Source organism: Megamonas sp. (assembly GCF_986095205.1).
In genome coordinates this window covers 15,683-30,938 of the sequence record NZ_CFQVBI010000073.1, presented here as the reverse complement: position 1 = coordinate 30,938, position 15,256 = coordinate 15,683, and the positions used below count along the sequence as shown (strand labels likewise).

Sequence of the window (15,256 nt, the reverse complement as noted above, 5' to 3'; positions counted from 1 at the left end):
GATATAGTAAGACCTGCTATTTTAGTAGGCAAGTATCGTTTGTATCCAAGAATCCCCTGCCTTTAGGCATGGGGAGTATGTCAAAAGATAAATATTTAAGTTTTGCTCCATATAATATCACAAAAGAGATGATAAAAGAAGCAATAGATATGCTCGAAGCCTTAAAGCACAAGAAAACTTTTTGAGTTCTAAAATATTTTGATATATAATATATGTATTGGTTTTTCACGAAAGTTGTAAGATAAGTAAGAGATTATTTTTTATCAAGAATGAGAAAAAATATTTTGCAGTAGTGAGTGTACTCTGATTGTGATATACTAATAAAAGATTAAGTTATTACGCCATTAATAATAGAAAGGGATTTGCATGATAGAATTACCAAGCATTCAACAATTAGAAAATTTTATTATTTATAGCAAAGTAAAAGATATAGCAACGGCAGCTAGAGAAGCAAATGTTACTCGTTCGGCATTTAGTTTTCAAATGAAAAAATTGGAAGAAATAGTTGGTACTCAATTAGTTGTTCACGGAGAAAATACAATAGAACTTACTAAAGAAGGTCAAATCTTCTTAGCTAAAGCGGAAAAAATCGTATCGGAATTAAAACAATCTTTAAGTGAAATGAAAAAATTAGCTGGGAAAGAAGTTTCTTTATCTGTAGGTGCGTTGATGTCTTTAGGTGATGTATTTATCAATCAGCATTTAACTTATTTTAAAAAATACAACACTAATATAAAGATTAATGTTTATAATTTAGAAGCAAAAGAATTGATAAATCAGTTAGAAGCAGATAAATTAGATATAGTATCATCATTTTCCTTAAAGGATTTACAAGATGATGAATATGAAAATATATTTTTCTGTGATGAAGAAATGGTTTATTATGCGCCAAATATTGAGCATTTAGGTAATATCATCAATGTAGAAGAAATCGCTCAATATCCAATGGTACAATATTCTCCATATTATTTAATGAATTCTACTATAAAGAACTATTTTAGTAAATTAGGTTGTCACCCTCAAGTAGAAGCTTGGTTTGCTACTCCATATGCGATTATGCATTATTGTCAACAAAATCAGGTGGGGGCTGTATTGCCAAAACGCTTGTTAAATGCTATGGGCTTTTTTGATGGTTATTATGATATAGAACCAGATTTTACTTTAAAATGCCATCTATTGTATAAAAAAACAAATCCAAAATATAAATATATAAAGATTTTTATTGATTATATCAATACTTTATATAATAAAAATAACAATAATTGAGTTTAGTGTATGCAGGATAATTGAAAATATTAATTAAAATCGTCAGTGTAAAAAGCTGGCGATTTTTTTATGATAAAATGTATGATTTTATCGTTAAAATGGATAAATTTGTGTTATAATAATAAACTATAATGTAATGATGTTAATCTAGGAAGTGATTTTATGACAAGAATTTCAGTTGAATTAGTACCAAGAGATATTGAAGTATTAAAAGAAGAAGTAAAAACAATAAAAGAAAAATTAAATGATGTTGATTTTATTAATATTCCAGATTTGTTGAGTTGTGATACTAGAAGTTGGGACGGAGCAAATATTGCAAAAGCTTATTTCGATGATGTAGTACCACATCTAAGAGCGATGGATTTTGATTTTACAAAAGAGTTACCGATAAAAGATAAATTGAGAGAATATAATATAAAAGAAGTTCTTGTTATAGAAGGTGACCCACCACAAAGTATGCTTTATCAAGTATATCCAACAATAAGTACAGATATTATTAAAAAATTTAGTGAAGAAATGCCAGAAATTACAGTATATGCGGGAATTGACCAATATCGCAGTAGTATGAAAGAAGAAGAATATCGCATTCGTCGTAAACAATTAGCTGGAGCAAAAGGATTTTTTACACAACCATTTTTTGATATGCGTTATTTAGAAATGTATGCAGACCTTTTAGATGGTTTAGATATTTATTGGGGCGTTTCTCCAGTTTTATCCGAACGCTCTGTAAGCTATTGGAGAAATAAAAACAATGTTATTTTTCCAAAGGACTTTGAACCAACATTAGAATGGAATATAGAATTTGCTCGTAAAGTGATAGAATTTGCTCGCAAACATAATCATAATGTTTATTTAATGCCAATAAAAGCAAAAATAATGCCATACTTAGAAGGTGTTTTCGCTAAATAATAAATCTAAAAGCTGTGAAATAAATTTTTTTCACAGCTTTTTTTATTTACAAATTTACAATTGAATTCTATAATAGTCATATAAAAAACTGAAAATTAAGTAAATTTTTAAAAATTTTTTATAGTATGATAAATTTTTATTATGATATTGAATTTGGGAAAAGAGGAAAGTGTTATGTTTAAGATTTTAAATAAGAAAGTTTTACATGAAAATATTTTGCAATTTACTTTAGAAGCTCCTTTGATAGCGAGAAAAGCAGAGCCTGGTCAATTTGTGGTGTTAAGAGTTAATGAATATGGAGAGCGAGTACCATTAACTATTGCTGATTTTAACAGAGAAAAAGGAACTATAGATATTATTTTTATGGTAATAGGTGCTTCAACTACTGTATTAGCATCATTAAATGAAGGCGATAGTATTTTAGACTTAGTTGGCCCTTTGGGTAAAAAAACAGATATTAGACCTGATATGGGAACTGTAGTTTGCATAGGTGGTGGTATAGGTGTTGCTCCAATTTATCCTATTGCTAGAAAGATGAAACAAGTGGGCAACCATGTGATAACAATTATGGGAGCAAAAAATAAAGATATTTTGATTTTGAAAGATGAAATGGAAAAAATATCTGATGAAGTTATTGTTACTACAGATGATGGTTCTTATGGTATAAAAGGATTTGTAACGACAGCACTACAGCAATTAATTGATAAAGGAATTGATATCGCTGAGGTAGTAGCTATTGGGCCTGTCATCATGATGAAAACTGTGGCAGATACAACTAGACCATATAATATTAAAACGATTGTTAGTCTAAATCCTATTATGGTAGATGGTACAGGAATGTGTGGTGGTTGCCGTGTACAAGTTGGTGATGAAACGAAATTTGCTTGTGTAGATGGGCCAGAATTTGATGGTCATTTAGTAGATTTTGTGAATTTGATGGAAAGACAACGCATGTATAGACCTAAAGAAGAAATTGAAAAAGACCATATTTGTCGTTTAGCTAAAAAGGTTGAAGAAATGGAGGAAAAATAATATGTCTTTAGTAATGCAAAAACATGAAATGCCAGAACAAGATGCTAATGTTCGCAGAAATAATTTTGATGAAGTAGCTTTAGGATATACAGAAGAATTAGCCTTAGCAGAAGCTAATCGTTGCCTTCATTGTAAAGTGCCACATTGTAGAAAAGGTTGTCCTGTAGATATCGATATACCAGCTTTTATTGCTAAAATAAAAGAAGGCGATTTTGAAGGAGCAAATGCAAAAATCAAAGAAGCTAGTAGTTTGCCTGCTATTTGTGGACGTGTTTGTCCTCAAGAAAATCAATGTGAAAAATATTGTGTAATGGGAATAAAAGGTGAACCTGTGGGTATTGGTCGTTTGGAAAGATTTGTAGCCGATTATTGTATGCAAAATTGTGAAGAAAAAATAGAAAAAACAGTAAAAGATGATGCTCAAAAAGTCGCTATTATTGGTTCGGGACCAGCAGGATTAGCTTGTGCAGGTGATTTAGCAAAAAAAGGCTATCAAGTGACGATTTTTGAAGCTTTACATACAGCAGGTGGAGTATTATCTTATGGTATTCCAGAATTTCGTTTACCAAAAGATAAGGTTGTAAAACCAGAAATTGATAATTTGCGTAAGATGGGTGTAAAAATAGAAGTGAATTCTGTAGTAGGTAAATTATTTACAGTTGATGAACTTATGCAAGAATTTAATTTTGATGCTGTATTTATTGCTACAGGAGCAGGCTTACCTCATTTTATGAATATTCCTGGTGAAAATTTAAATGGGGTATATTCTTCAAATGAATTTTTAACAAGATGTAATTTAATGAAAGCATATCGTTTTCCAGAATATGCTACGCCTATTAATGTAGGGAAAAAAGTAGCTGTAGTAGGTGGCGGTAATGTAGCTATGGATTCTGCTCGAACTGCTTTGCGTTTGGGAGCAGAAAAAGTATATATTGTTTATCGCAGAAGTGAAAAAGAATTACCAGCAAGACGTGAAGAAGTAGAACACGCCAAACAAGAAGGCATAGAATTTAAATTATTAAATAATCCTGTAGCTATCTTAGGTGATGAAAAAGGATATGTAAAAGCCATTCGTTGTATAAAAATGGAATTAGGCGAACCTGATGCTTCAGGTCGTAGACGTCCTGTGGAAATACCTAATTCAGAATTTGATATTGATGTGGATACTGTGGTCATTGCTATTGGTCAAGGGCCAAATCCGTTGATACAGTCAACTACTCCAGATATGCAGACAAATAAGAGAGGTAATATCATAGCTGATGAAGAAACAGGAAAAACTACAAAAGAAGGTGTCTTTGCTGGTGGCGATATTGTAACAGGAGCTGCAACTGTTATTTTGGCTATGGGTGCAGGTAAAAAAGCTGCTAAAGCTATTGATGAATATTTGATAGAAAAACGCAATAAATAATAAATTTAAATAGATTGATTTTAGGGTAAAGATATGTTGACCGAAAATCAATCTATTTTTTTTAGGAAAAATTTTTGTTATAATGCTTTTATATTTGAATAGAATTTTTTTAGAGGTAAAAGATGAGTTTAATGAATTTTACAAGTATAGATTTTGAGACAGCTAATAAAAATCGTGACAGTGCTTGTAGTGTAGCTGTAGTTGTTATTGAAAACGGTAGAATGGTGGATAGTTATAATTCACTTATAAGACCGCCAGAAATGTTTTTTGAAGAAGGTAATATGAAAATACATGGCATTACTCCGCAAATGGTAGAAAATGCACCTACTTTTGCAGATATATGGAAAGATTTACGTATGTATTTAGATAATCGAATAGTTATAGCACATAATGCTTTTTTTGATATGGGCGTATTGCGCAGTTGTATTTGGAAGTATAATTTAGCTAAACCACAGTTTAAAACAGCATGTACTGTTCAAATTGCTAGAAAAGTATGGCCACAGTTACCAAATCATAAATTGAATACATTGGGAGAATTTTTTCAGATACAATTTAAACATCATGATGCTTTAGATGATGCAAAAGTTTGTGCAAAAATTCCTTTAGTTGCTGGCAGAACTGTAGGTGTGGATAATATGGATAGTTTACTAAGAAAAATAGGTTTAGAAGCAAAAATATTTAAATCATAAAAATTTATAAAAAAGTGTTGACAAAAAACATTTTATAGTGATATAATAAATCTCGCATTCGACGCGAGTGCCAAATGCGGAAGTGGCGGAATTGGCAGACGCGCTAGACTTAGGATCTAGTGTCTTTCGGCGTGCAGGTTCAAGTCCTGTCTTCCGCACCATTTGAAATTATAGGCTTTACAGATTTTCTGTAAAGCCTTTTTTGTTTTTTATAAATTATAAAATTATATTAATTTAATAAATGAAATTGCATTTTTGAGGTATTATTGATTATTTTTAATTATAAGCATATAATTTAGATAGGATTTATTTCTAGTAAGAAAGGTTGAATTTCAATGAAAGTTTTATTATTAAATGGCAGTAGACGCGAAAAAGGTTGTACATATACAGCTCTTAGTGAAATAGCACAAACTCTAGAAAAACAAGGTATTCAAGCAGAAATAATTCATGCAGTACCAGAAACAGAAATTATTAAAAGTGTTGCAGAAAAAGTAAAAACTGCAGATGGTTTAGTAGTAGGTTCTCCTGTATATTGGGCATCTCCATCTGGGGAAATCATTTCTTTTATGGATAGATTATCTAGCTTAGCAGGTAAAGATTTATTGCACAAACCAGCAGCTGCTGTCGCTTCCGCTAGACGTGCTGGTACAACTGCAACTTTAGATGTACTTGCTAAATATTTTACTTATCATCAAATGCCAGTAGTTTCTGCAAATTATTGGAATGTAGTACATGGCAATACACCTGATGAAGTGAAAAAAGATGCAGAAGGTATGCAAATTATGCGTGTTTTAGGTAATAATATGGCATGGCTTTTAAAATGCATTGAAGCAGGTAAAAATAATGGTGTACAAATACCAGAAACAGAAGCAAAAATAATGACAAATTTCATTCGTTAAAATAGAGTAAACAGAGTTATAACGATTTTTTATTTCGTTATAACTCTTTTTTTGTGGTAAAATATAAATATAGTAGCCGACAAAGAAGGTGTAAACATGGAGAAAAAATCATTATTGACTAAAGAGGATATTGATATATTAGAGTCTTGGGCTGATGGATACTTTTACAAGATTTTTTATTATTTAGAAGATTTTGTTAAAAAGGGTATAGAGCAAAATTTGTTTACTTTGGAAGAAGCAAAAGAAGATTTAAATATTGCTTTATGGTATGCATATGCAGGCAATAATATTGATATATATGAATATTATTACAAAGTGATAAATTGGATGCATTATTCAGAAAAAAATGCTAAAGGCTCAGGCGCATGGTATTATCGTTATTCAGTGGCTTTGACTTATTGCAGTGATTTAGAAAAAGCATATAGTTATGCACAAAAAGGTGTACAAGAAGAAGCTGATTATCCATGGGGTTGGTTGAATTTAGCAAAATTACAATATCATTTTGGTGAAAAAGAAAAAGCAATGGCTTCCATAGAAAAGGGCTTATCTCTTGTGCCGGATGATTATGAATTTAAAGTTTTACAAGAGGAAATAAAGGAAAATTGTAGCTTAGAAGAAATGCTATGTCATTATATAAAACCAGAAGATGATGCATTTTTCAAAAATCGACAAATGTATAAACAGCATTTAAAAGAGAAAATGCAAGCTGTAGATGGAGTAATTTGTCATGAGGAGTCTTTGCAGAAGGTAAAAGAATTTTTAAAGGGTAATAAATGGCAAGAAAATAATCCTTATTGTACTTGTATGGTAAAGTTAGATGATATAACAGTAAAAATTGTTTTTACCATGAATAGAGCGATGTTATCAAAGATAAATATGGATTGGTTAATTAAAGAGTATACCGACATAAAAGATAATTTATTGACTTATGATAAATATGATGTTGAATATAAATTGCAGGAAATAGAGATAGATAGAGATTATCAAATAAAATTAACTTATTATAGTAAAAAGAAAAAATTATCTTTAGTTTTAGCTAAAGATAGTAATAAAAAAATTCAAGAAAATCATAATGAACATTTAAAAAATGACAAAGAAGTAGAAAATTTAGCTTTGACATTATATAAAAGAGATGAACAATTTTCTTATGTGGAATGTTGGTTTGAAGATGATAAAATCGTTAAACATTATGGTTTAGTTGGCGATAAGGGAGATATTAAAAAATATGAAAATTGTTCAATTGATGATTATAAATTATACTTAGATATCTTCGTAGGACGATATGAAAAATTAGGCTATATCTCATGGCGAGAATTCACGAAAAAGACTTTATTAATGAAAATCACTATAGAAGATAATGAACAAAATTTATGGAAAGAAGAAAATGAAGCGCCGATATATTTCCTTTATGAAATGGTACAAAAAGCTTTAGAAATTAATGTAGTGGGCTTTTTAAATGATTGGGGCTATAGAAGAAATGAAAAGAAAAATCTGTATGAAATCGACTTTTATTTTGATACGGTTGATAAAGATATAGCAGTGAATTTAGTAAAACATGTCATAGAAGTATTTTCAATGAATGCTAAATCAAAGGTAGAGGAAGTCATAGAATTAGCAGAAGTTAAAAATGGAGTTGTTTAATTTTTCGTTTATAATAGACGATGCCAAAAATATCTGCTAACGCCCAACCGATAGGGATAGACCACCAAATACCGATTACTCCGATAGAAGGTATGCTAGCAAGGTAATAGGCAAGTCCTACACGTGTGCCTAATGAAATAATGGTTAAGATTACAGACATGCTAGGGAAGTTAATAGCACGATAAAATCCATATAATAAAAATAAAATGCCAATGCCAAAATAGAAGCTACCTTCTATGCGGAGATAATCCACACCGATATTGATAATTTCCGTTTCAGAACTATCAATGAAAATTGTCATTAGAGGGCGAGCGAAGATAAAGACGCCAACAGATATAATTAAACAAAATAGAAATGAGATTTTTATAGCAGATTTAATGCCTTGTTGAATTCTATCTGTTTTTTTAGCACCGTAGTTTTGCCCAATGAAAGTAGAAAAAGCATTGCCAAAATCTTGTGCAGGCATATAAGCTAGTGAGTCTATTTTTACAGCAACGGTAAAGGCTGCCATTACTGTTGCACCAAAGCTATTTACAAGATTTTGTACGAGTAAAATTCCAAAATTCATTACAGATTGTTGTGTTGATGTTAATAATGAAGAATTAGAAATATCTTTTATCATGGCTAAATCAAATTTACAATCTTCTTTTTGCGGAATTAATTCAGGGCATTTTTTTATAGTGTAGATTGTTAGACCTAAGGCACAAAAACCTTGAGCTATTACTGTTCCAAGAGCAGAGCCTGCCACACCCATTTGAAAATTAACGACTAAAATAATGGAAAGAATAATATTAAAAAGGGCAGAACTTGCTAAAAAGATAAGTGGTGTTTTTGAATTGCCAATAGCACGAAGTAGACAAGTGAAATAATTATAAATAAAAGAAAAACTAAATCCGATGAAAATAATATAAAGATATGTATAAGTTAAATCGAAAATTTCGCTAGGAACTTGCATAAAATAAATGATTTCATCAATGTAGATAAAAATAAAAATATTTATTATTATTGTAAGTATTAATATTAAGATGAAAGAGATAAAAATACTAGATTTTAATTTGAAATAATCTTTTTCACCATAAAATATCGAAAATAAAGCTCCGCTACCCATACAAAGACCTAATAATACTGAGGTCAAAAAAATGATTAAGGCATAGCTTGCACCGACAGCAGCTAAGGCATCTGTGCCAATAAAATGACCAACAATTAAAGTATCGGAGATATTATATAACTGTTGCATAAGATTGCCTAAAATCATAGGCAGTGAAAATTTTAACATAGTCATCGAAACAGACCCTGTTGTTAAATCATATTTCATAATAAAAGCACCTCGCTTAGACTATAAAGAAAATATATTGCATAAGTTAGAAAATATTTATATAATAAATATAACTAATTAATTGATTAATTTATACTAATACTTAGAATAATGAAAAAATAATTCAAAAGAAAAGAGGAAAACTAATGGAGGCTTTAGTTACGATTATTAATAAATCAGGAGTTCATGCACGACCAGCAGCAATGCTTGCTCAAATGGGACGCAGATATACGTCTAAAATCACATATACAGCAAAAGGTATTACTGCTGATGGAAAAAATATCATTCCTATAATCAATTTAGGATTATCTTGTGGTACACAAGTGCTTATAACTGCTGAAGGTGATGATGAACAAGAAGCTATTAAAGCTTTGAGTGAACTTGTAAATAATCGTTTTGGTGAGCATCAATAATAATATTTATAACACAAATATATTAAGAAGTTAAGAGTTGTCTTCGCTCTGAAATTATGCTAATATATCTTATACAATTTAATGTTTTGTAAAAGACAATGAAAAAGAGAGTATAGATATAATTGAGTTGTGCAGAGAGAAAATTTATAGCTGAAAAATTTTCCAACTCAGTATCTAGAAAGTAGCTTTGGAGTCCTCATACCGAAATAATATTAAGTATGAGCGCAGATACAGCGTTATGTAATGAAGTTTTATCTGAATTTTATGTAGTTGATTTATAAATTTAGATAAGAAAAATTAGGTGGTACCGCGAAGATATCTCTTTCGTCCTTTTATGAGGAATGAAAGAGATTTTTTTGTGTAATTTTTGCCTGATTTAACTGATTAACTTTAATTTTTGTGTGAAAAATAGGAGGTATTTTTTTGATGGAAGAAACAAATATTCCAAAGGTTTATGACCCGCAATCTTTTGAAAGAAAATGGTATCAATATTGGGAAGAAAATAAATTATTCCATGCAGAAGTAGATGAAACTAAAAAACCATTTAGCATTGTAATGCCACCACCAAATGTAACAGGTCAGCTTCATATGGGACATGCTATGGATAATACTTTGCAAGATATTTTAATTCGTTTTAGAAGAATGCAAGGATACAACACTTTATGGATGCCTGGTACTGACCATGCAGGTATAGCAACTCAAGCAAAAGTAGATGCACAACTTCGTGAACAAGGTGTATCTCGTTATGATATTGGTAGAGAAAAATTCTTAGAACATGCTTGGGCATGGAAAGAAAAATATGGTAATCGCATAAAATATCAAATTCGTACACTTGGTTCTTCTTGTGATTGGGATAGAGAACGTTTCACTATGGACGAAGGTTGCTCTCATGCCGTTCGTGAAGTATTTGTACAATTATATAAAAAAGGTTTAATTTATCAAGGTAAACGCATAACTAACTGGTGCCCACACTGCAATACAGCACTTAGCGATATTGAAGTAGAACATCAAAATGAACAAGGTCATTTATATCATTTAAAATATCAAGTTGAAGGCGAAGATAGATTTGTAGAAATCGCTACAACTCGTCCTGAAACTATGTTTGGTGATACTGGCGTAGCTGTTCACCCTGATGATGAACGTTATAGCGATTTAGTAGGTAAAACTTTGATTTTACCAATCGTTGGTCGTCGTATACCACTTTTTGCTGATAGTTATGTAGACCCACAGTTTGGTACTGGTGCAGTAAAAGTAACACCAGCTCATGACCCTAATGACTTTGATATGGGTGCTCGCCATAATTTAGAACAGATTGTAGTAATTAACAATGATGGTACAATGGCAGAAAATACTGGTAAATATGCTGGTCTTGATCGTTATGAATGCCGTAAACAATTAATCGAAGATTTAAAACAACAAGGTTATTTAATCAGCATTGAAGAACATGAACATGCAGTAGGTCATTGTTCTCGTTGCTCTACAACTGTAGAACCACTTGTATCTAAACAGTGGTTTGTAAAAATGGAATCTTTAGCAAAACCTGCAGCTGAAGCTGTAAAATCTGGCAAAATTAAATTTGTTCCAGAAAGATTTTCTAAAATCTATTGCAATTGGTTAGATAATATACGCGATTGGTGTATCTCTCGTCAGCTTTGGTGGGGTCATCGTATTCCAGCATGGTATTGTGATGATTGCGGTGCAACTATCGTAGAAAATGAAGATGTAATAGTTTGTCCTCATTGTGGTAGCAAACATGTTCATCAAGATGAAGATGTACTTGATACATGGTTTAGCTCTGGTCTTTGGCCATTTGAAACTATGGGTTGGCCAGAACAAACAGCAGAATTAAAACAATTCTATCCAACAAGTGTACTTGTTACAGGATATGACATTATTTTCTTCTGGGTAGCTCGTATGGTAATGATGGGCTTAGAATTTGGTAAAGATATTCCATTTAAACATGTATTTATTCATGGTCTTGTACGTGATAGCCAAGGTCGTAAGATGAGTAAATCTTTAGGTAATGGTATTGATCCTGTTGAAGTAATTGAAAAATATGGTGCAGATACACTTCGCTTTATGCTCATCACAGGTAATACACCTGGTAATGATATGCGTTTTTATTGGGAACGTGTAGAATCTGCTCGTAACTTCGCTAATAAATTATGGAATGCTTCTCGTTTTATGCTCATGAATCTTGAAGGTTTTGACAAAACTTTTGTTCCAGAAGCTAGCGACTATACTTTAGCTGATAAATGGATTTTAAGCCGTTATGCTAAAACTGCTATCAGTATTACTGAAAACCTAGAAAAATTTGAATTAGGTGAAGCTGGTCGTTCTTTATATGACTTCATTTGGAATGAATTCTGTGATTGGTATATTGAACTTAGCAAAGCTCGTCTTTACGATAAAGAAAATGTTCGTCCACGTAAAGTAGCTCAATATGTTTTAGGCTATGTACTTGAACATACACTTCGCTTATTACATCCATTTATGCCATTTATTACAGAAGAAATTTGGCAACACATTCCACATGAAGGTAAGAGCATCATGGTAGCTGATTGGCCAACAGGTGAAGAAACAAAACTTGATGATGCAAGCGAAGTAGAAATGACTACTATCATGGAAACAATCAAAGCTATCCGTAATATGAGAGCTGAAGTAAATGCAGCACCAAGCAAAAAAACAGAAGTAATTCTTCATTTAAGTGATGAAAGCTTAACTGATGTATTTGCTAAAAACAGTGGATATTTAGAAACATTAGCTTCTGCTAAAAATGTAACTATTTTAGCAAAAGATGATGCAAAACCAGAAAATGCAATGACAGCAGTAGTAAATGGTGTAGAAATTTATTTACCTTTAGCAGGCTTAATTGATGTAGAAAAAGAAACTGCTCGTTTAAATAAAGAATTAGCTACATTAGATAAAGAAGTATCACGTCTTGATAAAAAACTTTCTAACGCAGGCTTTATTGCCAAAGCACCTGCTGATATTGTAGAGAAAGAAAAAGAAAAATTAAAAGGTTATGAAGAAAAACGTGAAGCAGTAAAACAACGTTTGGCATATTTAGCAACTCTTTAATTTTAGATTTTTTTATGAAAGGCGTAATAAAATGAATTATCTAGAATCGCTAGAATATCTAGATGAGCTTAGTACCTTTGGTACTAAGCTTGGTCTAGGTCGCATTAAACAATTGGTAACTTATTTAGACAATCCACAAACAAGATATAAAACTATACACATAACAGGAACTAATGGAAAAGGTTCAACAAGTTCTATGTTATCTAGTATTTTAACAACATCTAATATTAAAACAGGTCTGTATATTTCACCTCACTTAGTATCATATACAGAACGTATTCAAATAGATGGAAATCCTATAAGCGAAGAAGATTTCGCTGATTGTATTAGTGCTGTTAAAACTTTTGTGGATAAAATGGTTGAAGATGGCGAAGAGTCACCTACACAGTTTGAAGTTATTACAGCAGCGGCATTTTTGTATTTTGCGATTAATAAAGTAGAATATGCTGTCATCGAAGTAGGATTAGGTGGATTATTAGATTCTACTAATGTGGTAAAACCAGAAGTTAGCGTCATCACAAATGTGGCATTTGAACATGCTCATCTATGTGGGGGAACTTTAGAAGGTATAGCAGAGCATAAAGCAGGTATTATAAAAGATGGTGTACCTGTGGTTACAGCAGCAAAAGATATACCATTAGATATAATCAATCAAACAGCTGAAGAAAAAAATGCTGATATTTTCATAGCAAATAATGATTTTTCAGCTATGTTTGTGAATTTTGATGGGCAGTATCAAGAATTAAAATTTAGTTCTGAATTATTAGGAGTTAATTTCAATTATAAATTGAAATTATTAGGTGACCATCAAATAGAAAATAGTTCTTTAGCTATTATGACCGCTAGTATCTTAGGTAATAATGATGAACGTATTACTAGAGAAAATATCATTGATGGTTTAGCATTAGCAAAATGGCCAGCACGTTTTGAAGTATTTAATTTTGATGGACAGATTTGCATAGTAGATGGCGCTCACAATCCAGCAGGTATGATGATACTTCGTCAAAATTTAGATAAATATTATCCAAATGAAAAAAGAGTTATTCTTTTAGGTATATTAAAAGATAAAGACATAGATACTATGCTTATTGATTTATTGCGTGATGATGATGAAATCGTTATAACTACTCCAAATTCAGAAAGAAAAGCTTCTCCTGAATATATTGCAAGTAAGATATCAAATCATCGTGTAGAGACTTTTAATAATATGCAAGAAGCTTTAACTTTAGCTCGTCAGTGGGCAGGTAAAGATAAAGTTTTATGTATAACAGGTTCTTTATATTTGACAGGTGAACTGAGAAATATTTTAGTCAATGAAGCATGATTTTAGTAAAGGTATTTTTAGCTTTTAGAGTAGTAGGTGTATAGGTGGATATATTTAAAAAAAATAGATTGAATAATGATTGTAAACGATTGATGTTTTACATTGTTATAGCTATGGCAACAATGTTACCTTTTTCCTATGTTGTATCAAGTCTATTGTTAGTAGCTGGCTGGGGTGTTTTTGCCTATAAATCATTTAAGGGATTTTTTGAATGGAAACGTACAATACTTGATTTTCCCATTATGATTTTTGTGATTATATCTTTTTTATCCGTTTTAGTATCACCAGATTCAGCATTTAGTTTTTACAATTGCTATAATTTAGTTGGTCGATATGTACTTACATATTACTTAGTTGTGCAAAGTATAGATTTAAAAAATATAGGACAATTAAAAGTATTTTTAAGCTGTATAAGTTTATCTTTATTTATTGTTGTAATATATGGTTTTATGCAAGCATTTTTAGGTATAGGACTAACTTCTGAGCAAATAGTATGGACTGATGGAGCAATGTTTCCTGGATTAAAAACGAGAGTATTTTCCACATGGCAAAATCCTAATTTATTAGGTGGCTACTTTGATTTGATGTTAGGCTTGATGGCTGGAATGTTTTTATTGATAAAACATAAAATCGTTCGCATTGTAATTGCAGTTTTATTCTGTTTAACAGCCTTTTGTTTGACCTTGACATACGCTAGAGGGGCTTGTCTAAGTATTGCCTTAGTAATCTTTGTCTACAGTATTTTATATAATCGAAAAGTATTATTAGCATTGATAGGATTAGCTGTCATCTTATTGCTTTCAGATGCAACTTTAGTTGATAGAATGACATCTATTTTTACGAAAATGGATACATCTTCAGAAATGCGTCTTGCTTTTTGGGAAAGTACTATAGCGATGATTTTAGACCACCCATTATTGGGCATAGGTTGGGGTTCATATTTTATGGTTTATCCTAATTATGATTATTATATGCAAGGAAATTTTATAAAAATTGTACATGCACATAATATGTATTTAAATTTTATGGCTGAAATTGGTTTATTTGGTTTTGCAAGTTATATGGTTTGTTTCTTTGGTGTAATTTACAAAGCCTTTAAAGCACAGGTTATGAAATTAGATATATTGGTTAAAGCTATGTTTTTAGGCATAGGCTTAGGTTTATCTGCATTAGCATTAAATGGTTTTACAGATTATGTAATGTTTAATACAGAATTATCTATGCTTGTATGGCTATTTTCAGGAATTGTAGTTTCTGGATATAAAAATTAAATTAATAA

General features: G+C 31.0%; 13 protein-coding genes, 1 tRNA gene and 1 other annotated feature. Of the genes, 13 read left to right on the top strand and 1 reads right to left on the bottom strand.

Annotation, left to right across the window (positions count from 1 at the left end; all coding sequences use genetic code 11):
* The 9 genes from AC5LAX_RS11170 to AC5LAX_RS11130 form a co-directional block, all read left to right on the top strand.
* On the top strand, positions 1 to 185 hold a 185-nt coding region (locus AC5LAX_RS11170), incomplete at its 5' end, for a hypothetical protein (RefSeq protein ID WP_493263855.1).
* A 181-nt stretch (positions 186 to 366) separates the two neighbouring features.
* Complete coding sequence (locus AC5LAX_RS11165) at positions 367 to 1,266, top strand: LysR family transcriptional regulator (RefSeq protein WP_115152013.1); 900 nt, start codon at positions 367 to 369, stop codon at positions 1,264 to 1,266.
* A gap of 162 nt (positions 1,267 to 1,428) precedes the next feature.
* A complete protein-coding gene (locus AC5LAX_RS11160) occupies positions 1,429 to 2,175 on the top strand; it encodes a methylenetetrahydrofolate reductase (protein ID WP_167624556.1) in 747 nt (248 codons plus the stop codon).
* A gap of 174 nt (positions 2,176 to 2,349) precedes the next feature.
* Entirely contained in the window at positions 2,350 to 3,207 is an 858-nt protein-coding gene (locus AC5LAX_RS11155; protein WP_115152011.1) for a sulfide/dihydroorotate dehydrogenase-like FAD/NAD-binding protein, read from the top strand.
* Position 3,208: 1 nt separating this feature from the next.
* Positions 3,209 to 4,615, top strand: a complete 1,407-nt coding sequence (gltA, locus tag AC5LAX_RS11150; RefSeq protein WP_288908999.1) for an NADPH-dependent glutamate synthase — start codon at positions 3,209 to 3,211, stop codon at positions 4,613 to 4,615.
* A gap of 122 nt (positions 4,616 to 4,737) precedes the next feature.
* A complete protein-coding gene (locus AC5LAX_RS11145; protein WP_224169161.1) occupies positions 4,738 to 5,304 on the top strand; it encodes a 3'-5' exonuclease in 567 nt (188 codons plus the stop codon).
* A 76-nt stretch (positions 5,305 to 5,380) separates the two neighbouring features.
* Positions 5,381 to 5,465 (top strand) — tRNA-Leu (locus AC5LAX_RS11140).
* 174 nt (positions 5,466 to 5,639) lie between these two features.
* Positions 5,640 to 6,203, top strand: a complete 564-nt coding sequence (locus AC5LAX_RS11135; RefSeq protein ID WP_008539941.1) for a flavodoxin family protein — start codon at positions 5,640 to 5,642, stop codon at positions 6,201 to 6,203.
* 96 nt (positions 6,204 to 6,299) lie between these two features.
* Entirely contained in the window at positions 6,300 to 7,844 is a 1,545-nt protein-coding gene (locus AC5LAX_RS11130) for a tetratricopeptide repeat protein (RefSeq protein ID WP_288908997.1), read from the top strand.
* Here the strand turns inward: AC5LAX_RS11130 and AC5LAX_RS11125 are convergent.
* A complete protein-coding gene (locus AC5LAX_RS11125) occupies positions 7,825 to 9,159 on the bottom strand; it encodes an MATE family efflux transporter (RefSeq protein ID WP_288908996.1) in 1,335 nt (444 codons plus the stop codon). The two genes, AC5LAX_RS11130 and AC5LAX_RS11125, sit on opposite strands and share 20 nt — an antisense overlap.
* Before the next feature lie 146 nt (positions 9,160 to 9,305).
* Between AC5LAX_RS11125 and AC5LAX_RS11120 the strand changes: the two genes are divergently transcribed.
* From AC5LAX_RS11120 to AC5LAX_RS11105, 4 genes are all read left to right on the top strand, one after another.
* On the top strand, positions 9,306 to 9,572 hold the full coding sequence (locus tag AC5LAX_RS11120) for an HPr family phosphocarrier protein (RefSeq protein ID WP_008539944.1): 267 nt from the start codon (positions 9,306 to 9,308) through the stop codon (positions 9,570 to 9,572).
* Between the two features lie 89 nt (positions 9,573 to 9,661).
* Positions 9,662 to 9,907 (top strand) — a binding site (T-box leader).
* 91 nt (positions 9,908 to 9,998) lie between these two features.
* Positions 9,999 to 12,653, top strand: a complete 2,655-nt coding sequence (locus tag AC5LAX_RS11115) for a valine--tRNA ligase (RefSeq protein WP_288908995.1) — start codon at positions 9,999 to 10,001, stop codon at positions 12,651 to 12,653.
* A 31-nt stretch (positions 12,654 to 12,684) separates the two neighbouring features.
* Positions 12,685 to 13,977, top strand: coding sequence for a bifunctional folylpolyglutamate synthase/dihydrofolate synthase (locus AC5LAX_RS11110; RefSeq protein WP_008539946.1), 1,293 nt, complete (start codon positions 12,685 to 12,687; stop codon positions 13,975 to 13,977).
* Between the two features lie 44 nt (positions 13,978 to 14,021).
* Positions 14,022 to 15,248: an O-antigen ligase family protein gene (locus AC5LAX_RS11105; RefSeq protein ID WP_008539947.1), complete on the top strand. Its 1,227-nt coding sequence runs from the start codon at positions 14,022 to 14,024 to the stop codon at positions 15,246 to 15,248.
* Positions 15,249 to 15,256: the final 8 nt, after the last annotated feature.